Consider the following 22,554-nt stretch of genomic DNA (forward strand, 5'->3'; position numbering starts at 1 on the left):
TCTTAAGCCATCTTTATCGTCAAGGAATTTCAAGTTTTACCCCCTTGTATGTACAAAATAAAAATACCGCATCCTTCAATACACCCTTTGCTGATCTAACTTCGAAATCTATCCAAACCCGCATTTAGGTATTGGCACGGTTTTCTGGATTTACGTTGGAAATTTCTGACATTCCAAAACGATTGCAACCACTATCAAACCTGCAGTTCATCTACGATTTCAACCGATGAAATACCAAAATCATATGCTTCTAAAATACCTCGGCTAAACGTGACTTACCAAGTATCATATTTTACAACATTATTCCTCTTATTCACAACATAACTTTTCAAAATGTTAAAGGACTCCATAGTTTTGATAATATTCTACCAAACCAACTGATTTTAGGCTAAAACAATATCCAATAATGTACTTTAAGTCTCTTAAAAAACACTTCCTTCGAATACCAACCTTTTTATTATTTATTGGTGCTGTCGCCATATCCCATGCACAGCTCTCCGTACCCTTTGAACCACGACTTCCTGGTGGAAACATCAAAGTTAAGGGAGACCTCGTTTATGTGGCCAATAATATTGTTAGTATCCGTAGCAACCCTAACGCTGACTACAATGGTTCTGCCAGCAACCAAGGTGTTTATATGGATTATATCGATATTGACAGGGACCCGACTACTTTTAGTTCCAGTAGCGCAGAATTGAATGCCCCCAGTTGCTCGACCGTATTGTACGCAGGCTTGTATTGGGGTGGCATATATAGGGATACAAATAGGGATGGGAAGCACAAATCCGTAAAACTCAAGGTTCCTGGAGGCAGTTATATAGATATAGGTCCAAGCAGTGACCCCCAATTTGAATATGAACAGATCTATGATAAGGATGGGGATCGGGATGGTGACGGACTCACAGACCCAGGGGTTGTTGATGTGGATGAATTGAGCGGGGTCAATATGACCTCTTATCTCAATTATGCAAATGTCACCCATTTGTTATCAGGACTTTCCAATCCCAATGGAGAATATACAGTAGCCAATATCGTGGCCTCGACCAATGAAAAAAATGTCAGTGCAGGATGGACCATGGTGGTTATTTATGAAAACCAAGATTCAACAAGTAAGTACATCTCTACTTTTGATGGTTACGCTGCCATGGGAAGCACCTACAAGGAAGTAGATTTTTCCTTTAATGGTTTTAAAACCGTACCAGCCCCACAGCCGGTAAATGCAATTATAGGGGCCAGTACTATGGATGGGGACCGGATAACGGGGCCAAGCATGCGTTTTAGGGCAACTCCCTCTGATAGTTGGACCTTTTTGAGCGATGGCCTTAACCCAAGCAATAACGTGTTCAACAGCACCATAACAAAACTTGGCAGTTGGGTAGACACTCGTACACCGGCAAGTCATAACACTTTAGGATGGGACGCAGACCTTTTGGAGTTGACCAACCCAAGCAATAATGTATTACCTAATGATCATGATAGCGGAGAAATTAAGATAAGTACTTCGAGTGAAGGGGTAATTCTTTTCCTAACCACGGTTTCGGTTGAAATTATAGACCCAGAGATTATCGTAGAGAAAAAAGTTGAGGATCTTGCCGAAAACGATATTACGGGTGGCGGAGTTAACCTCGGACAATCTATAGAATATGTTCTTCGGTTTTGGAATCGTGGTAATGATGATGCCAAAAATTTCTCATTAAAGGATGTTCTTCCCAATAATGTTGAATTGGAAGGTGTAGATGTAGAAAATGCACCGGGCACCACTTGGACAGCCTCGGGAACTGACCCAAATGAACTAACGTTCAATGTACCCAACGCCCTTGTCACCGAAGGGGGCAACACCTATGAGATTAGGATTCGGGTAAAGGTTTCTAACAATTGTAATGATTTTGTAGCCGCTTGTAGTTCCACAATCGATAATATAGCCTATGCTACTTATGATGGTGCAACAAGCGGACAAACTATTTCAGATGACCCAAGTGTTTCCAACGTTAGTAATTGTGGATTGGTTACGACCGGGGCAACGAATTTCTTGTTGGATGACCTTACAGATTGTGTTTTCGAAAGCGAAATTCAAATATGTGGTGATAATGCAGAGATCACAGCTGGCTCTGGATATGAAACATATACTTGGTACAAGGACCTAAATGAAAACGGCGAAATAGACTCTACCGATACCATATATAATGATAGTGACCCCGATGGTGACCCTGCAACCATCACCGTACAAGAAACAGGATTTTATTTAGTTTTAAAGGAATCCACATCCTGCGGCTCTAGTATTGAATCAATGGAAGTGACCCGTTTTGGAAGCACCCAAGTAAACCCTATCATCACTTATTTTAATACATTAAACGGAGACGCAGATACCACAAATGACATACAAGGAGAAATCGTTCAATGCTCTAACGATGGGTCTGAACTTCCACAAATATTCCTTTGTGGAACAAGTGACACGCAAGAGCTAATTCTTAACATTACGGATGCGAACAGTATTACGTGGGAAAAACTTGATGAAACCAGCTGTACGGTGACCAGTACCGATTGTGCTACCAACCAGTCGGGATGCACATGGAACCAAGTGGCCAGTGGCAATAGCTATTCCGCAAATGAAGAAGGTAGGTTCCGATTGGTATTATCATATTCCGGAGGTTGTAACAGTATTTTTTATTTTGATGTGTATCAGAACAACTTGGACTTTACCTATACCAGTCAAGATATATACTGTACAACAGATGGATTTATTAAGATTTCCGGGGTAGGTTCCGGTTATGGTTATCAATTGGTAGATGCTACTTCGGATAATGTTGTTATTCCTTATGCAAGTGGCAATGGCCCTAACTTTACAATAAGCACTTCAGGTACCTATCGTGTTGAATTCACTCAGTTAGATGGCACCACTGGTGACCCAATAGATGGAAGCTGTGTATTCAGTACGGAAGATATCGGTATAAGCTCGAAAGAGCTAAGCCTTGATATTACCACAGAATCTGTCAATTGTCAAGATCAAGGTAGCGTACGTATATTGGCAGGTAATGGTAGGGCAAATTATGGTTATGAACTGTACTCCGATGACGGTTCCGGAAACCCTGGAACACTCATAGACAATGAATTGGCGTATACAAGTAGTGATTTCACTTTTAATGATTTGAATGCAGGGGACTATGTGGTAGTGGTAAAAACAGATGACAATTGTGAAGTCTCTAAAACCGTAACCATAGATGAAATCCCTGACCCACAGGTTACCGCCGTTACAACGAAACAAATTTCATGTACCGACGGCACTATTACCTTAAGTGCGACCGAAGGGTATCCCGATCCCTCTTATTTATATGCCATCTGGGAAAAAGATGGTTTAACAACCTATTCAGATATCTCGGATATCCCAACCACGGAATTTCAACGAGACACCATAGCCCCAGGAGTTTTCAATTTTATTTCAGGAGAGGAAGGTACGTATCGCTTTGTGGTAGTTGATGGAAATAACTGCTGGTCCATATCCAATGAAGTTACCATTAAAGACCTCGCAAGTTTGACCGTATCCGCACCAACAATAGATTCTGAGGTAAAATGCGAAGGTTCCAGTACAGGGAAGGTAACCATGAATGTTTCCGGCGGGCAAACTCCCTATACTTACAGTATTGACGATTGGGCTACGCAACAGAACGACCCTACTTTTACAAACCTATCACCAGGCCAATATACGATCAAGGTCAAAAGTGCGGATGGTTGTGAGGATAAGGTGGACTTTACCTTGGACGACCCCGAGAGCTTTAAGGCCAATGCCGGTGTTTCCAGTACAGGAACCTGTAATGTCAATGACTATTCGGAAGTCCGTTTTACCAATATAGAAGGGGGAACCCCTCCATATCAGTTCAGTTTTGATGGGGGAAGTACATTCACTGCAGATGACCCGATGGACCCCAGTGTTAGAACCAGTCAATTACCCTCTGGAAGCCATATCCTAATTGCCAAGGATTCCCGGGGATGTGAGATAACCTTGCCGATTACTATCGACCCAGTACCTCCGGTTCCTGTTTTTGATATGGATTTGGGTTATGATTGCGACGGTAACGGAGACATAACCTTAACTGCGGATCAAACTATTTACAACTATGAATACACCATCGATACCACACCGAGCATTTCGGTCTCAGATGGGATCTTTACCGGGATTGCCCCTGGTACATACACAATCACCGCGGATTACACTGAGAATAATCCGCCTAACCCAAGCGTGCTACTACATGAGGATTTCGGAAGTGGTGGTACAGTGGATAGTGACTATACCTTAGGCTATACCTATGAAGACCAAGTGGGAAGCAATACCTACATCAATGATTTTGAATACTCCGTGACCAGCTATATAGTTTCCCCCTTCGGAACGTGGTTGAGACCCGTCGACCACACCACGAACGGAACCGATACCAGTGGCCGGTATTTGGTTATCAATGTAGGTTCACCGGCCCCTGGACAGGTCATTTATAAAAAACCTATTAAGGATATTATCCCTAATCAGGATATGAGAGTATCCTTTGCAGCCATCAATTTGCTCAAGAGTAGTAACCAATTAGATCCAGACCTATATGTTCAAATGCGTATTCCCGGAACAGAGACGGTTGTCGGAGAGGTCCGAACCCATGATATCCCAAAAAATAAAGACTGGAATACCTATGAGTTTTCCATGAACCCTGGAAACCACACCGAACTGGACTTTGTTCTTATTTCCAAAAAAATAGGAAATAGTGGAAATGACGTGGCCATCGATGATATTTTGGTGGAACAGATTCCAAAATCCTGCCCAAGGACGATGGATATTCCTGTGGTCATTGAGGCAGGAAATAAATTTGAGGCTAGCATTGTTGGCCATACCGACATCACCTGTAACGGTGGCCATGATGGATCCATTTCGTTCGAGGTGGAGAACTTTAACCCAAGTGCGGGAATTGAATATACTGTTGATGGAGGAACAACATGGACAGCCCCTTCCGTAATGCCGGTAACAACCCCATTGGAACTTACCGCAGGTAATAAAAGTGTTATAATACGAAAGAAGGATGAACCCTCATGTACAATAACATTAACCCAAGAGATCAAGGAACCAGCGGCACTTACAGTTACACCCAGTATAGAGCGAAATTTATCTTGTAGCGATCCGCTAGGAACCATAAAGACTACGGTTACAGGAGGTACCCCCTCCTATGAATATTCCCTTGAGGATGGTTTGGGGAATACATTAGTGCCATTCCCAAATGCTTCGGGAGCCACATTTGATGGACTTGGATCTGGTGATTATATAGTCGTTGTCCAGGACCTTAATGGATGTACGGAAAGAAGTTCGATCATCACCCTGAATCAACCTAACCCACTAACCTATTCCATAAATTCAACCAGTTGTTATGACGGAAGTAATGATGCAACTATTGAATTAACCGTAAATACGGGAAATGGAGACTATCTTTTTCAAATAGATGGTGGCCCATGGCAAAGTCCGACCCCAGCTACATCAGACACCTATACTTTTACAGGATTGGCTAATGGAACATATACGGTTAATGTAAAAGATTCCTACGGATGTGACGGCGGTGTAGAAACCGTGACCATAGATGCCCAAATAGTAGTCAACGTAACAGAAACAGATGTAAGCTCATGTGCCGACGGTACCATAGTTGTGACTGCATCCGGTGGAAACGGAACCTTGGTATACGCCTTGGTCCCCGATGGAACAACGCCAACCCCAAGTGATTTTGTAACCACAACCAATTTTACGATTGATGATGCAACGGCCTCGGCAAACCCATCAGGATTTGATCTATATGTGCGTGATAACAATGGAGCTTCTGATTTTTGTGAAGTAATAGAAGAGGATATAATCATTAATCCCGCTGTGATATGGGAATTAAGTGTCACCTCTGTTGACCCCAATTGTAATGGCGGCAACGGTACCATTGAAGTAGATGTTCAAAAATCAGGTGGAACAAGTCTTACTTCCTCCGAAATTTCCCAAACCGGTGCATTTAATTATGTGCTATACCAAGGTGGAACCGAGATTGCCTCAACTTCCAATGTATCGTTAACCACCCATACATTCAACAATGTAATCGCAGGCACATACGAAGTGCGCGTAACAGACGGATTGGGTTGCACGGTAATAGAATCCACTATCGATATTGTAGATCCTCCCGTACTTACCGCAGCTATACTGACAGAGTTTGATACTGGAACTTGTACCCCAGCGTATGGGTTCAAACTTGAAGGATACCCAACTACAGGATTGAACGGAACCCTTGAGTTTAGCCATGACAATGGTAATAGTTGGAGAATCAGCGACACTTTCAATGATTTAGGATTAACCTCCGGAGACGAGGTCAATCCTTCCATCAGAACGGTGGATGGTAGCGGAAACACCCTTTGCCGTTACGATCTACCTCGATATACCTTGACCTACCCATTGGAAAACCTGGATATTTCCCTCACGACCATCCAAATGGGATGTAATGAACTTAAGGTTAAGGTACAAGGGAAGAAAGGATCACCTGGTTATGTTTATGCTTATACGGAAGATCCCTTGAATTTTGATCCTGCTACCGCCTCATGGACCTCCCCTGCCACAACTACCCCTTATGAATTTACAGGGTTAACACCGGGTAGAACCTATATGTTCTATGTTAAGGATGCAAATGATTGTATTAGGCAAAGTCAGCAGAACATCAATGAGATCCCAGGGGTGAATATTCCCTTGGAAATAACAGAATCAGCAGCTCCAAGCTGCTTTGGGTCCAATAACGGTTCAATTCTATTTACCCTAAACCCCGACACTCCCCAACCCAAAATGAGATGGGAATTTTACGAAGTGGGTAATCCCACTCCCATAAAGGTAAGTGGAACAGGTCCCACCGCCACCAATGTTGCCTACGCACCAACAATTGAATTCAAAAACTTACCAGAAAGCGATTACTATATTGAAGTAACACAAGTGGATAATACGAATGCCGACGGTTGTTATGGTGGTAGTGAAAACGTTGAGATCAAGGAGCAACTTCCTATTACTGCCACACCAACAGCATCAAGGGAAATTGGTTGTAACCAATCCGGACTCATTGCAGTTACCAACATCAATGGGGGAACCGCTCCGTATACTTTTGATGTAACGGGTCCGTCCGGATTTACCGCTATTTCCGCAACATCACAGAACCCCATTGAGATTCCTGCCAGTTCACCTGCGGGAGATTACAATATTACCATAACGGATGTATATGGTTGTGCAACAAGTGTTCCCTACATGGTTTCAATGACCTTAACGCCTAATCCGACCATAAACGATATCCAAGTAGCCAATTGCGATGGTAATATCGAGGTAACCCTTACCGCCAATTCGGCCGTAGGGAATCTAAGATATGCCATGGTCACTACTGGTGGCCCTACCCCTACTTCTTTTATGGACAATGGAGGCATTTTTACGGGTGTTGCCCCTGGGGATTATGATTTCTATGTGATAGATGGCAATGGATGTTCAGCGGCACAAACAAGCTTTACGGTGCACCCCGCTTTACAAGCCAATGCCCAGTTAACCAAGTTGCTCGATTGTTCGCCAACTCCTGATGCGACAATAGAAATAGAAGCCATTCAAGGATCAGGTACCTATGACTATTCGGTCGAAGAAACCACAACTTCTACAATGGTTGTTCCAAAAACGACCATGGGAGGAAGTACCATTGAATACCACCCAACAGTTGCAGGGACTTATGAAATAAAAGTATATGTAGATGCAACTACAGACCATGAAGTTTGCGAAAGGACCTTTACCGTAGAAGTCCCTGGTATTATTTATCCGGACTTCGATGCAACGCCAACAGATGTAAGTTGTAATGCATCAAATGACGGTATAATTACCGTAAGGCAGACAGACAATGGAATAACTCCATTGACTTATGAATTATTGGACCCTTCCTTAAACCCAATTGCTGCAAGTGATTTCACCGATAACTCCACTACGGGCACTTTCGAGAACTTGGCACCGGGAGATTATGTGGTCAGGGCTACAGGAATAAACAGTTGTACATCAGATTCCGCAACGATTACCATTGCTGAGCCAACAGCGATTACCGTTACAATTCCGGCTACTGATATTGTTCAATTTGGATGTGCCGCTGGAAATAATCAAGACAATGCATCGATCACGGTAAATTACACTGCAATTTCCGGAGGAACAAGCACCTATGTCCGTTACGAGTTTATAGACCCTTCGAGCAATGTTGTCAAAGACGGGAACAACAATCAGCTCATTGTAACCGATTTTACCGGGGGCACATACACCATTAACGTGTATGATGACGCGGGATGTATGGGAACCACCACGGCGACTATAAATGCATTTGACGAATTACAAGATCCTGACATTGTCGTGGACGATGATATATCATGTGCCAATACCGGTGAGACCATAACCATTACGGCCAACGGCTCATTATCGGATTCATCAACGGCAGGCCATAATTATAGTTTTGAGAATGTAGCCACAGGAGAGACCAATACCACAGGAACCTTTAATGGTTTACAGGTCGGCATGCATTCCTTTAAGGTAGCCAATACGGTTACCGGATGCACGGTCATCATTACCCATACCGTAGAGGAAATAGCATCCTTTGATATAGATATCATTGAAGATAGCCCTGTGATTTGTGCTGGTGACAACAGTCAAAACCACATAGAGATTACGGGGGGATACACCGGCAATTTTGATTGGTCGGCTTACGATGCCAATGGAACATTATCCGATAGTAGTGATGATTCCTTTGTTGTTAACGGTAGCGGAAATACAGCGTTAAGCGGCAATATCGACCTTCCAAAAGGCACCTATCGCGTGGTGGTCGTACAAACGGATTTTCCATATTGTACCGAAGAAACCATGGTTACTGTTGGTGGTGCCGATACCCCTTTGAACGCCATTATCAGTGAAATCGGAAATGCTTCATGCTCCAATGACCAAGGAAGGTTGTCCGTAGAGCCTACAGGTGGCATAGCGCCGTATACCATTTCCATTCCATCATTGGGATTCACCCAAAGCGATGTATATAGTTATGTATTCACTGATTTATCCGACGGTACTTATACGATAGAGATCACCGATGCCGCAGGATGTACGAACAGTACATTGAGTGGCACCGTACAGACCGTTGATCCATTGGTTGCGGATATTGATCCCGCAACACAGACCTTGGATTGTATCGGTGATGCCGATGGTAGTATAAACACAACACTTACTTCAGGAGGAGTTGGTACGGTATTATACAGTTTGAACACTATTGAAAATGGTGTCATAGTCACTACATCAACAACACAAACTTCAGCCACTTTCAATGGTTTAAACGCCGGAAATTACAGCATCAACATTACTGATGATGCCGGTTGTACTTCTATCACCACCGAAGTATCAATCAACAATCCTGAACCCGTGGTCGGCACATTGGTGATGTCAACTCCCCTAACTTGTGACGTAGACGCCCAATTAACGCTTTCTGTAGAAGGAGGAACCCCGTTTATTGGTAATATATATCAATATAGCACCTCAGAGTCTGGGCCATTTACAGATATGTCAGGTGGAAATACCCATATTTTTAATGTAACTCCGGATGCCATACCCTATCAGTATTATGTAAGGGATGCCAATGGTTGTACCCCTATACTTACCAATGCCGTTACCATTAATGACCTTACCCCTTTAACTGCTGATATTGATCTAAATAGCGCATCCATCAATTGTAATGGGGACAGTACGGCAGCAATTTCGGCAAGAGCATCAGGAGGTTTGGGTAATTACGTATATGGACTTTATTACGATGCCTCAATGACAACCACCGCCGCACCTACCAACACAGATGGCTTCTTCGAAAACCTCCCACAAGGCACCTACTATGTGGGGATTACCAGCGGAGACTGTGAATGGGTTTCTACAAGTATTGTTATTTCAGAGCCGACAGCACTTGTAGTTGCCAGTGAAGTTACCGATGTAACTTGTATGGGCGCTGATGATGGCATCATTTCTTTAACGGTATCCGGTGGAACCAAAGAGTATCAATATGCCATTTCACCTAATCTAAACCAGTTTAATAATGAAAGTACCTTTACCGATCTGGCCGCTGGCGATTATACCATAATCGTACAAGATGCAAATGGTTGTTTTGAAGTCCTTGATTTTACTATTCAAGAGCCTGAAGCATTAACATTGACGTTCACCACTGAAGATGAAATATGTTACGGCAGTGAAGACGGTCTTGTAACCCTTGACATTCAAGGCGGAACTGCACCATATAGTACAAGTCTAAACGCTAATGGGGACAGTGACTTTGTAGAAGGTATAATGAGTTATGGCAATCTTCCCAGTGGTACGCATTTCATCTATATCAAGGACGCTAATGGTTGTACAACATATGATTTATTCACTATTGAATCTGGTTACAACTTAGCAGCTACGGTTGATGTCGTTTACGAATGTTCCGGAGTATTGCCCACAAATTATGTAACGTTAGAATTTGAGGATCCATCGATAGTTCCTGATTTACTTTATGGTTTGGATACAAGTGACCCAAATGAAATGGTAATGGATCCTGATTTCACCAACATAACCCCTGGAGAACATACCCTCTATGTTACCCATGCCAACGGCTGTATGAGAAGTTTTGATTTTGAAGTACAGGATTTTGAACCGTTGACCCTTCAATTGACAAATGAGAATATCAATGAGATAACAGCGGAAGCATTAGGAGGAAATCCTAACTATACCTATCAGGTTAACAATGAGCCGGTAACGGAAGACAATACCTTCCTAATAAAAAGAACGGACACCTATAGCATTACGGTTACCGATGAAAACGGCTGTAGTGTCACCCAGGAAATATTTATGGAATTCATCGATATCGAGATTCCGAATTTCTTTACTCCGGATGGCGATGGTCAAAACGATACATGGAAACCCCGAAATATCGAAATATTCCCAAATATAACGATTTCAATCTTTGATAGATATGGAAGGAAGCTGTACAAAATGCTGCGGGACACAAAAGCCTGGGAAGGCTCTTATCACGATGAAGACCTACCTGCCGGGGACTATTGGTATATTATCAAATTGAACGGGGATGGGGATACGAGGGAATTTGTTGGCCACTTCACCCTATATAGATAAAGATTTGACAACCCATTGAACCTCGAAAGGTCAACACAATATGAAGCGGTAAAGCCTATATTAAAACAGTACGACCCGTACAAAGGGAATAAAACTTTTTTACATCGTATAGGTTTTACCGCTATTCATACTCAACCCTTTTTTGCTATCAATAAAAACAGCGGATACTCCCGCCCATTCTCTTTGATAATGATATGTGGTGTTGTGTAATATGCTATCGAGAAACCATGGGAAATAAGCAGGTTACCCAATTTGGTTTTATTGAACCCATGATGCCCATCAAAATTCAATTCAGGTTTGTGAAAACTTCCATCTTCCTCAACCAGGTCGGCAATACATAAATAACCGTTTGTGTTTAAGAGATCGTGGAATACGGAAAAAGCCCTATCCAGATCATGAATGTGATGTAGGGTCATCAGCGTATAGATAACATCGATATCCTTTATATCGGGCTTATCTTTTAAAAGATCCGCCAATACGGGACAAAAATGGGTAATATGTTGTTGTGCTATTTTTTCCTTTAAGACATCGATCATACCCACAGAAGTATCCACCAAGGTGATGTTTTTAAAGACATCCCCCAAAGCAAAGCTTAAAAGGCCCGTACCACAACCAAATTCCAGTGCATTCAATTGCTTGTTCGGTCGTATAAAAGCATTGATTTCGTCAGCGAAAACCTGAGCCCGCTGTTGTTTATCAGGATTTATATCCCATGTTTCGGCCTTTTTGTCAAAATGATCCATTGCTTCTGATTTTGGGTTAACCAAGGATTTAAATTACAACAATATTAAATTATGTAAGGTAACTAAGTGCACCATTTAAATGGATTTTTTTTTATTAGGGTTCCTTACCTATACGGAAACACCTTTGAAATGGGATCTCCGGCTCCTTCTGGAACACTACAACAACCTAATATCCAATAAACCAAAACGGCATACCGGAACTTATCATCAAGAAGGCAATGCTTATTGAACCACAGTCGTAAATGGCATTGCAAACACCCCTTAATCCCTTTGAAACAACAGTGAAATACACTTCAAAAACACAGGAATCCAGGCAGTTGATATATCATTGGATAGTACCGATCTTTTAGAAAGTGTTGTTGGTCGATAAGTTTTACAAATTCAATTCCAATCCTTTAAATTGCTATTCGACGATTATTGAAAATTGACAATCTCCAACTATACCAATCATAAAATGGGAAAAATTCAAAGCTTATTGTTTTTAGCCTTATTTCTAACCGCTTGCGATCAACAGGGAAACATCCCTGCTTACAAGGACGCAACACTGGCAATAGACACACGGGTATCCGATTTGATCTCCAGAATGACCTTAGAGGAAAAGGTTGGGCAATTGGATATGTATTCTGCAAACGACCTAGTGAACGACGGTAAATTATCGCCAGAAAAAACCGATCAAATCCTGCAACAAACGACCATTGGTTCCGTGCATGATTATTATCCGGAATCGGCAGAACACTCCAATGAACTTCAGCGCTATGTCATTGAAAACAATCGTTTGGGAATCCCTGTTCTGTTTATCGAAGAGGCTTTACACGGATACCAAGGGAATAAATCCACTGCTTTTCCCGTACCGATTGGAATGGGTGGTATGTGGGATACAGCACTTATGGAGAAAATAGGTAAGGCAATTGGTACCGAAACACGCTCAGTAGGTGTACATATGGTACTATCCCCCGTTCTGGGTATCGGCAGGGAGCCACGCTGGGGCCGTGTTCAGGAAACGTATAGTGAGGATCCTTATTTAGCGGCCAGGAACGGAGTTGCCTTTATCAAGGGAATGCAAGGTGATGACCTAACAGCGGATAATGCCATTGTAGCCGAACCAAAACATTTTGGAATCCATAGTATTCCTGAAGGAGGAAAAAATACAGCCCCTGTTTTTATTGGTGAACGTGAGGCTCGGTCGAACTTCCTATATGTATTCGAGAAAGCATTCAAAGAAGCAGGTGCCTTAGGTGCCATGGCCGCATATCACGAATGGGATGGTGTACCAGCCGCTGCCGACCCTTGGCTGCTAAAAGAAGTGTTGCGGGACGAATGGGGTTTTAAAGGAATGGTTCTTTCGGATTTGGGGGCAATTGCCAAGCAAAATAATTCCCATCATACCGCAAAAACACCCAAAGAGGCTATTGCCAATTCCATCCGGTCGGGATTGGATATGCAATTCTACGATTATGATCATGGTCTTTTTCAACAGTCGATTATCGATGCCTTGGATGATAAATCACTGGATATGGCCGATGTTGACAGGGCAGTTTCAAGCGTCCTATATGTGAAATTCAGTCTTGGGCTATTTGAAAACCCATATATCGATACCGCTTTAAAGGCTAAGCGGTATCATTCAGTACCCCATCAGGCATTGGCTCTGGAATCGGCTCATAAATCGATTACCTTACTACAAAACAACAACACCTTATTACCCTTGGGAAAGGATATCAAAAACATTGCCGTAATCGGGGAGTTGGCCGATAAAGTTCTATTAGGGGGCTATTCCCCTAAAAACGTAGAAGGCGTTTCTATTATGGATGCCTTTAAGGCTACGAATTATAATGTGGACTTTGTCAATGTCGTGGTACCCAGCAATGGCATGGAGGAAATTGACGCTCGCTTCTTAAGGACGCCTACCGGAGAAGAAGGACTTGTTGCCACGTATTTTAACAATACCGATTTTTCGGGTGAACCAGCCTTAACAAAAGTAGAGACCCAATTATCACAATACTGGCATAATCTGAGTCCGGCAGCCGGTATCTCAAGCGATAATTTCTCAATTCTCTGGAAAGGATATATCGTTCCTGAACTGACCGGCACCTATGGGTTTCAGCTTTGGGCCGATGACCTAGGAAGACTTTCCATTGACGATAAGGTGCTTATTGATAGCTGGGACCAGGAAAAGAAAAACTCATGGACCAAACAGCAAATACGTTTGGAAAAAGGGAAGAAATACCCTATCCAACTAGAATTAGTGGAATTTGATGAGTTTGCGGATATAAAACTTCGATGGAATGTCAATCCAGAAACCCAAAAAAAACAAAATATGTTCGAAAAAGCCGTAGATGCTGCCAAAAAAGCTGATGTGGTTGTTTTGGTGTTGGGTGAAAAGGAAGACGAATCCGGAGAGGGAAAGGATAAAATGAACCTTGAACTGAATACATACAGTAAAAGATTATTGCATGAGGTCGCCAAATCGGAAACACCCATTGTACTTGTTCTTCAAAACGGGAGACCCTTGGTATTGGTTGAGGAAAGTGAAAAGGCCGATGCAATCCTTGAGACCTGGTATGCAGGGGAAATGGCCGGTCAGGCCACTGTTGATATTATCTTGGGGAAGGTTAATCCGTCCGGAAAATTACCCATTACCTTTCCAAGGGACAATGGCCAGATTCCAATTTATTACAATCAAAAAAAGTCCTCAACAGGTTCCTACGTGGATGGAAGCAGTCAACCCTTATTTGCCTTTGGTCATGGATTGAGCTACAGCGAATTTGAATATTCCGGGTTAAGGATAGAAAAACCAACCCTATCCCAAACTGAAGAACAGCAAATCAAGGTGACTATAAAAAACACCTCAAGCCGAAAAGGGGCCGAGGTTGTGCAATTATATATCACGGATTCCTACAGCTCTGTAGCCACCCCTAAAATGCAGCTTAGAGGGTTTAAACGGGTTACGTTGGGTCCAGGAGAAGCAAAAGAAGTAAACTTTACTATATTGCCGGATGATTTAGGACTCTGGAACAGGGAAATGAAACGGGTCGTAGAATCCGGGGAATTTGTTGTAAAGGTTGGTGCCGCATCGGATGACATTCGATTGGAGGATGTATTCCAGGTAGAATAAACCCTGATAACCATCAAATTGAATTTTAATATCAATTTATGGCTTATACCTTTTTTATAGACTTTAATATTTACATTTGAGTATGACAGTCAATTGTAGTGGAACTTAATCGACCTAATGGTTTTGAAAGAATGTAGAATGGCAACCGGCTGATAATAATTATGGGAATTCATGAATAAAATAATATTTTGGAATCAAATGAGATATGGAATTGGTTTATGCATTTGTGTTTTTGTATTGATTTCTTTTGAAAATACCTATGCCCAGAATGAGGATAAGTTATTTACAAAGTTAGATCCTGCACAAACCAATATTCATTTCAATAATGAAGTTAAAGACACGCGCGATCAGAATATACTTATGTACTCCAATTTTTACGGAGGTGCTGGTGTTGGTGTTGGTGATATCAACAATGATGGCCTATTGGATTTGTTCTTTGCCGGTAACCAGGTCCCTGATAAACTATATCTGAACAAAGGGGGAATGACCTTTGATGACATCACTGATAAGGCTGGAATCATTGACAATGGAGGTTGGTCTTCCGGTGTTTTATTTGGTGATGTCAATAATGATGGTCTGCAGGATATTTATGTGACACGTGAATTGTATGACCACCAACCAGAAGTCCGTCGAAATAAACTGTATATCAATAATGGAGATAATACATTTACCGAAAAATCCAAAGAATGGGGGATTGATAACAGTGAACGCACAAGACACGCTACTTTCCTAGATTATGATAAAGATGGTGATCTCGATTTATTCCTACTGAACCAACCCCCAAATCCAGGGGATTATTCCGATTTTAAAGGCACTGACCTATCACTTGAAAGATATGGCCCTGTTTTTTATGAGAATCGCGGAACTACATTCGTGGACATTTCAAAAAAAACCGGAGTACACAAAACGGGATTTCCAAATAGCGTTACTGCCAGTGATTTGAACAACGATGGCTGGACGGATTTATATGTTGCCAATGATTTTTGGGTCAAGGATTATATTTATATCAATAACGGTGATGGAACTTTTACTGATAAAGTTGATGAACTAGCCAGCCATATATCCTTCAGCAGCATGGGTGTTGACGTTGGGGATATAGACAATGATGGCAATTTGGATGTTATGGTTCTCGATATGGTAGCTGAAGATAATTTTCGATTAAAGGCGCATATGAGTGGTATGAACCCCAAGACCTTCTGGAAAGTTGTGGATGATGGGGGACATTATCAATACATGTTCAATGTCTTTCATTACAATAATGGCGATGCACAATTCAGTGATATTGCCCAGCTTACCAATATGGCCGCCACAGATTGGAGCTGGTCTAATTTGATTGCGGATTTTGACAATGATGGCTGGAAAGATGTCTTTATTACAAATGGATTACTTTACGATATTCGAAATACCGATGCGGCCCGTGCTTTTTCAAAACACATTGAATCCAGTGTTTATAAGTATCTTCAAGAAAATGCTGCTGTTGAAAATATCACCGTTTGGGACATTGTGGATATAGAAAAGGCAATGAACCTTAACCCCTCCATTAAGCTATCGAATTATGCCTATAAAAACAATAAAGACCTAACATTTGAGAAGAAGACCATGGATTGGGGATTGGATCAAAAGACCTTTTCAAATGGATCTGCATATGCAGACCTGGACAATGACGGCGATCTTGATTTGATTATCAATAATCTTAACGATGTCGCACTTTTATATAGGAATAATGCTGAAAAAAGAACAAATTCCAATTTTATAAGGATAAAACCAATCGCGGATAAACCAGGGGTTGTAGCGCTTGGCACAAGAATTTGGGTCGAAATCGAAGGTCAAAAACAATTGTTCGAAATTACAAGTGTAAGGGGAATGTACTCAACCAGTGAACAGATTGCCCATTTTGGATTGTATGACAAAACCAAGGTTGATAATGTTACGGTGATATGGCCCGATGGGAATAGGAATATCCTCAAAAACGTAAAGGCCGGACAGACCGTTGAGGTAAAATACAGTAAATCAAAAGCCATTGAAGCACCGACCTCTACGGAAGGGCATCAGCCCTTTTTCACAAATACCACCGACAAAGTAGGTTTGGATATCAGTCACAAGGAAAATCGATTTGATGATTATGCAAAGCAGGAGCTTCTACCCCACAAAATGTCAACCATGGGTCCTAGTCTTGCCGTAGGTGATGTAAATGGTGATGGTTTGGATGATTTTTTTATAGGAGGGGCTTCTGGGCAAGAAGGCAAAATTCTAGTCCAAAATGAGATGGGAAGTTTTGCACCCCTACCCTCCCCAAGTATTGCGGAAGACAAAAAAAGCGAAGATGTGGGTGCTGCTTTTTTTGATTCTGATGGCGATGGTGATTTGGATTTATATGTGGTGAGCGGTGGTAATGAATTTATGAGAAATTCCTTGGAATATAAAGACAGACTTTATATAAACAATGGTGCCGGAGTTTTCAATCGTGCGAACGAAGCCCTCCCAGAACTGTATTCGAGCGGTTCGAAAGTGTATCCCCACGACCTGGATAATGACGGTGATTTAGACCTTTTTGTTGCCGCAAGACAGATACCCTGGTCCTATCCCGAACCCGCCTCGAGTAGCATTCTATTAAATGAAAATGGGCAATTCAGGGATGTCACAAAAACCATGGCAAATGACCTCATCAACATTGGGATGGTCAATGATGCCAGCTGGACAGATTTTGATGGGGACGGGAACAAGGACCTTGTCGTTGTAGGTGAATGGATGGAGGTAACATTACTGAAATATGATAACAACCAGTTCATTAATGTCACGGAAGGTTCTGGTTTGGAAAATACTACAGGATGGTGGTTCAGTATTGAATCGATGGACATAGACAATGATGGGGATCAAGATTTTGTAGCGGGTAACCTCGGCTTGAATTATAAATATAAAGCTACCCAAGAGGAACCCTTTGAAGTTTACTATCATGACTTTGACAATAATGGGTCAAAAGATATCGTGCTCGCCTACTATAATTTTGGCACTAAATATCCCCTCAGGGGTTTTGTAAGCTCTACATCCCAAGTTCCGGCGCTGAAAGGAAAATTTAAAACATTCGAACAATTTGCCTCTGCCGATGTTTTTGAGGTTTATGGAAAAAGAAGTTTGGACAGGGCATTGAATTACAAGGCTAAAACATTTGCAAGTGCGTACATTGAAAACCTAGGTAATGGAAAATTCAAAATACATCAACTTCCTATGAAAGCACAATTCTCATCCATAAATGATATATTGATCAAGGATTATAATGGGGATGCGAATTTGGATATCCTCATTGCTGGCAATCTTTATAACTCGGAAATTGAAACAGCAAGGAACGATGCTGGCAAAGGACTGTTGATGGTTGGTGATGGGAAAGGAAATTTCGAGGCTATACCTAAAGATATTAGCGGTTTTTTCGCTCCTTATAATGTGAAGGTTATGAAAGAAATACGAATCAAAAATGAACCGCATATCCTATTAGGGTGTAATGACGATAGGCTTCAAATAATAAGAATCGAGGGAAATTAGCATATTGTCTTTTTAACCCCATGCTTTAATCAGTTAATTTCCAGAGGTTAGGAAAGCGTTTTAAAAATTTAATCCATGAAATCAAATCTTCGTTACCCCATATGGTCCCTTTTGCTCATATTAAATTTGAATTGCAAAAACACCAATAATAAAGAGCCGAATACCCCGCAGGAACATGAGGTCGTCATTGAGAAAGATGCCAATCAAATAAAGAACAATAAAAAACTTAGTGCCCGTGCACTTGGATTAGCCTATCTCGAAGAAAACAAACTCGAAGAAGCTGCTGTTCAGTTTCAAATTTTGATTGAGTTGGCCCCTGATGAACCTATTGGATATACGAACCTTGGAATCGTGTACTTGAGAATGGGAAAATACAAAGATGCTGAAAGCATACTTTTAAAAGCGAAGGAATTGGCCCCCGATGACCCCGATATTCGTTTGAACTTATCGAAAGTTTATGAAATGACCTCAGATAAGGAAAAATCGATTGAAGAACTCAAAGAATCCATAGAGATTTCCCCAGACCATGTAGAGTCTTTGTACAGTCTAGTGCAAACCTATAGTGGTTCTTCGGATAAAAACTCGATGAAGGAATGGGAACGGTATTTGAACAAAATTGTTAAGGCCGCACCCACAAACATCGTATCGAAACTGTATTTGACCGAGCTTTTGTTGAAAAAAGGAGATCAGGATGGGGCCATAAAACAACTTGAAGAGATTGCGCAGATATTTCCGGATTTTCCTGTTGAAGCTAAAGAGTATTATGATTTAACCCTAGAACAGTTACATAGCAATAAACCAAAAGAAGCCATTACCTCTTTTTTGATTTTCCATAATTATTTAAAACTCACCACTGGTTACCAAACGGGAATCAAGGAATTAAGAGGTTCCTCTGGTGGTAATGTTGGCCATCCGGTAATCAGTTTCAGTAAATCAACAGTCTCGGTAATGAATACCGATGGATCAATCCTAGAGTCCATTCGATTCATTGATGCTACAGCATCTGCCTATTTGGAAACCACTGCCGTAAATTCGAATTATTCAAATCTGGCCCTTGGCGATATTGATAGTGATGGTGACACGGATGTTTTTTATTCCTCAAACGGATCCCACTATTTATTCCAGGATGAATTTGGCAGCTATGAGAATATTATCAATACTTCCAATATTGTAATCAACGGGAATGTGCGGCATTCTTCATTTGCTGATTTTGATAATGACGGACATCTTGATCTTCTAATACTAAAAGAAAAAGGGGTACAACTTTTCAAGAATGTGAGCAAAGGAAAATTCCAAGATCTTACCCCATCTGCCATTGCATCCCACACTGAAATCAGCGCCACTACTTCCCTATTTTTAGATATGGACCACGATGGGGATTTAGACTTGTTCCTAGGAGGAAAAAGCGATTTGGTATATAGAAATAATGGGAACGGCACTTTTAAGGATGTTACGCCCGAAATGGGATTTGGGCTAAACATTTCCGTGAGCAGGGATGCTGATTTTGGGGATTTCGATGATGACGGGGATATCGACTTCTTGGTTACAAGGGAAGATGGGAATAACATTCTTTATTCCAACTTAAGACGGGGAAAATTCAGTGATGTTACTGCCGAAGCCGGTATAACACCCATGTCGGGCTCAGGGGCTTCTGCCGTTGGGGATTATAACAATGATGGGTATCTAGATATTTTCATTACATCATTGGATGGCTCAGGATCAAAGCTTTTCAAAAATAAAAACAATGGCACATTCAAAGAAGATAAAGCCGCCTCCAAAGCTTTCAGTGCACTTAATTTGACTAAAATCCAAGATGTTACCTTTTTGGATTTCGACAATGATGGCCATCAGGATATCTTGGTTGTGGGCGAAAACCAAGAACCTGACAAAAGAGGTATATTCCTGATGCATAACAATGGTCGCGGCTATTTTACGAACAAGAGCAATCTATTATCAAAAAATGTAGTCGCGGGAAAAGAAGTTGCCCTAGGGGATTATAATTCGGATGGGGATTTGGATTTCTATTTAGTCGACCTCAATGGTAAATTAAGGCTTTTGAGAAATGATGGTGGAAATAACAATCACTATCTGCAAATGAAGTTGGTGGGATTAAAGGCAGGAAGCGCTAAGAACAATCACTTTGGTGTGGGTGCCAAAATCGAAGTAAGGGCTGGTGACCTATACCAAATGCAGGTAGTAACCTCCCCAAATATCCATTTTGGAATGGGTGACAGAACGAAAGCGGATGTCGTTCGAATCCTATGGACCAATGGAGTACCTCAAAATATTTTCAGCCCTGGTAGCGATGAAGATTTAATTGAAGCCCAGGAACTCAAAGGTAGTTGTCCTTTTTTATATACTTGGAATGGAACCGAATTTGTATTTGTGAAAGACATGATGTGGCGCAGTGCCTTAGGCATGCCCTTAGGTATTATGGGAGGCAAAGAGACTTTGGCATTTGCTAATGCTTCCCAGGAATACCTGAAAATCCCTGGAGAATTACTTCAGGAAAAAGACGGGAAATACACTATTCAAATCACCGAAGAACTATGGGAGACCATCTATTGCGATGAAATCAAGTTGATTGCCGTCGATCATCCTAAAGGAAGTGAAATTTATGTTGATGAAAAATTCATCGGCCCTCCCTACCCTGAATTGAAAGTCTACAATATAAAAAATCCTCAATTGCCACTAACGGCCATGGATGGAAATGGGACTAATCTACTGGAACCCATAAGTAAGAAGGACCATCGATACATTTCCAATTTCAAACGTGAAAAATTTCAAGGTATTACAGAAATGAAAGAGTTGATTCTTGATTTAGGGGATATTCGGGACACAGAAAACCTTAACTTATTCATGAATGGTTGGATATTCCCTACGGATGCAAGTATCAATACTGCACTATCACAATCCGAAAACCTAACAATCCAACAGCCTTCCCTTTCGGTAATAAACGCCGAAGGTGAATGGGAGGAAGTAATACCCAATATTGGGTTTCCTAGTGGAAAGAACAAAACAGTGATCATCGATCTCTCCGATAAATTCCTATCCGCGGAACGAAAAGTGAAGATCCGAACTAATATGGAGATTTACTGGGATTACATTTTCTCGGCCTATGATGGGCATACGGAGGAAGTGACAATCACAAAAAACAATCCCGAACAGGCCGATTATCATTACAGGGGGGTTTCAAAACAATATAGAAAAGGAGGCAGATATGGTCCGCATTGGGTAGATTATTACGATATCACCAAGGGTCAAAAGTGGCGCGACCTAACAGGCACCTATACGAGATATGGGGATGTTACTGAATTACTTAAAGATGCAGATGATATGTATATCATTGCAAATGCGGGCGATGAGACCACCATTAGCTTTGACGTCTCCAAATTCCCGAAACTCAAAGACGGATGGAAACGTGATTTTTTGATCTACAGTGTCGGATGGGTAAAAGATGGTGACCTGAATACGTCAACGGGACAAACAGTGACTCCGTTACCCTTCCATGGTATGAGCATGTATCCCTATGGGGAAAATGAGCATTATCCCACGACTAAACAACATCTTGAATATCAAAAGAAATACAATACGAGGAAAGTGGGGAATTCCGCTTTTCGGTCTTTATTATCGAAGAGTGATTTGTAATAGTATAAAATTCCGATTCCTAAGACTTTAATAATAAGAATGTCAATGAGTATATCTAGGTGAAGAAGAAATAAAAAATAAATTTGTCAAATAATCCTTCAAATTATATCCCTATCCGTGAGATGATTCTTTTCATACCACAAAATCAGGTATCAAAAGACCGAAGTTCAATAAACAAAAAATCCGATCATTTTCATGATCGGATTTTTCTTTGTCGGGGTGGCAGCACTAATTTACTAACCACAATGCGTTAATTATCAATTACTTATAAGCTCTTTTTTGAACGGTTAACCGAAGTCTAAACTCAGTTCAAAATGGCACAAATTGATGCAAAT

General features: G+C 41.5%; 5 protein-coding genes. 4 read left to right on the forward strand and 1 reads right to left on the reverse strand.

Annotated elements, in window-relative coordinates:
- The first annotated feature begins 406 nt into the window (after positions 1 to 406).
- Entirely contained in the window at positions 407 to 11,179 is a 10,773-nt protein-coding gene (locus HPE56_RS04125; protein ID WP_188242474.1) for a T9SS type B sorting domain-containing protein, read from the forward strand.
- A gap of 131 nt (positions 11,180 to 11,310) precedes the next feature.
- Here HPE56_RS04125 and HPE56_RS04130 read toward each other — a convergent pair whose 3' ends face one another.
- Complete coding sequence (locus HPE56_RS04130; RefSeq protein ID WP_188242475.1) at positions 11,311 to 11,922, reverse strand: class I SAM-dependent DNA methyltransferase; 612 nt, start codon at positions 11,920 to 11,922, stop codon at positions 11,311 to 11,313.
- Between the two features lie 454 nt (positions 11,923 to 12,376).
- Between HPE56_RS04130 and HPE56_RS04135 the strand changes: the two genes are divergently transcribed.
- The 3 genes from HPE56_RS04135 (at position 12,377) to HPE56_RS04145 (ending at position 22,219) form a co-directional block, all read left to right on the forward strand.
- The gene (locus tag HPE56_RS04135) at positions 12,377 to 15,034 is read left to right on the forward strand and encodes a glycoside hydrolase family 3 protein (protein WP_188242476.1); all 2,658 of its coding nucleotides are present in this window, start codon (positions 12,377 to 12,379) and stop codon (positions 15,032 to 15,034) included.
- A gap of 171 nt (positions 15,035 to 15,205) precedes the next feature.
- Positions 15,206 to 18,571, forward strand: a complete 3,366-nt coding sequence (locus HPE56_RS04140) for an FG-GAP-like repeat-containing protein (RefSeq protein ID WP_223170173.1) — start codon at positions 15,206 to 15,208, stop codon at positions 18,569 to 18,571.
- Positions 18,572 to 18,646: 75 nt separating this feature from the next.
- Positions 18,647 to 22,219 (forward strand): CRTAC1 family protein, encoded by a 3,573-nt coding sequence (locus tag HPE56_RS04145; protein ID WP_188242477.1) that lies wholly within the window; start codon positions 18,647 to 18,649, stop codon positions 22,217 to 22,219.
- The last annotated feature ends 335 nt before the right edge of the window (positions 22,220 to 22,554 follow it).

Origin of the sequence: Maribacter aquimaris, assembly GCF_014596745.1 — a bacterium.
GTDB lineage: Bacteria > Bacteroidota > Bacteroidia > Flavobacteriales > Flavobacteriaceae > Maribacter_A > Maribacter_A aquimaris.

Bases quoted from the DNA above. Each gene is read 5' to 3' on its own strand.
- HPE56_RS04135 (WP_188242476.1), top strand. From the start codon at position 12,377: ATGGGAAAAATTCAAAGCTTATTGTTTTTAGCCTTATTTCTAACCGCT.
- HPE56_RS04145 (WP_188242477.1), top strand. From the start codon at position 18,647: ATGAAATCAAATCTTCGTTACCCCATATGGTCCCTTTTGCTCATATTA.
- HPE56_RS04125 (WP_188242474.1), top strand. From the start codon at position 407: ATGTACTTTAAGTCTCTTAAAAAACACTTCCTTCGAATACCAACCTTT.
- HPE56_RS04140 (WP_223170173.1), top strand. From the start codon at position 15,206: ATGAATAAAATAATATTTTGGAATCAAATGAGATATGGAATTGGTTTA.
- HPE56_RS04130 (WP_188242475.1), bottom strand. From the start codon at position 11,922: ATGGATCATTTTGACAAAAAGGCCGAAACATGGGATATAAATCCTGAT.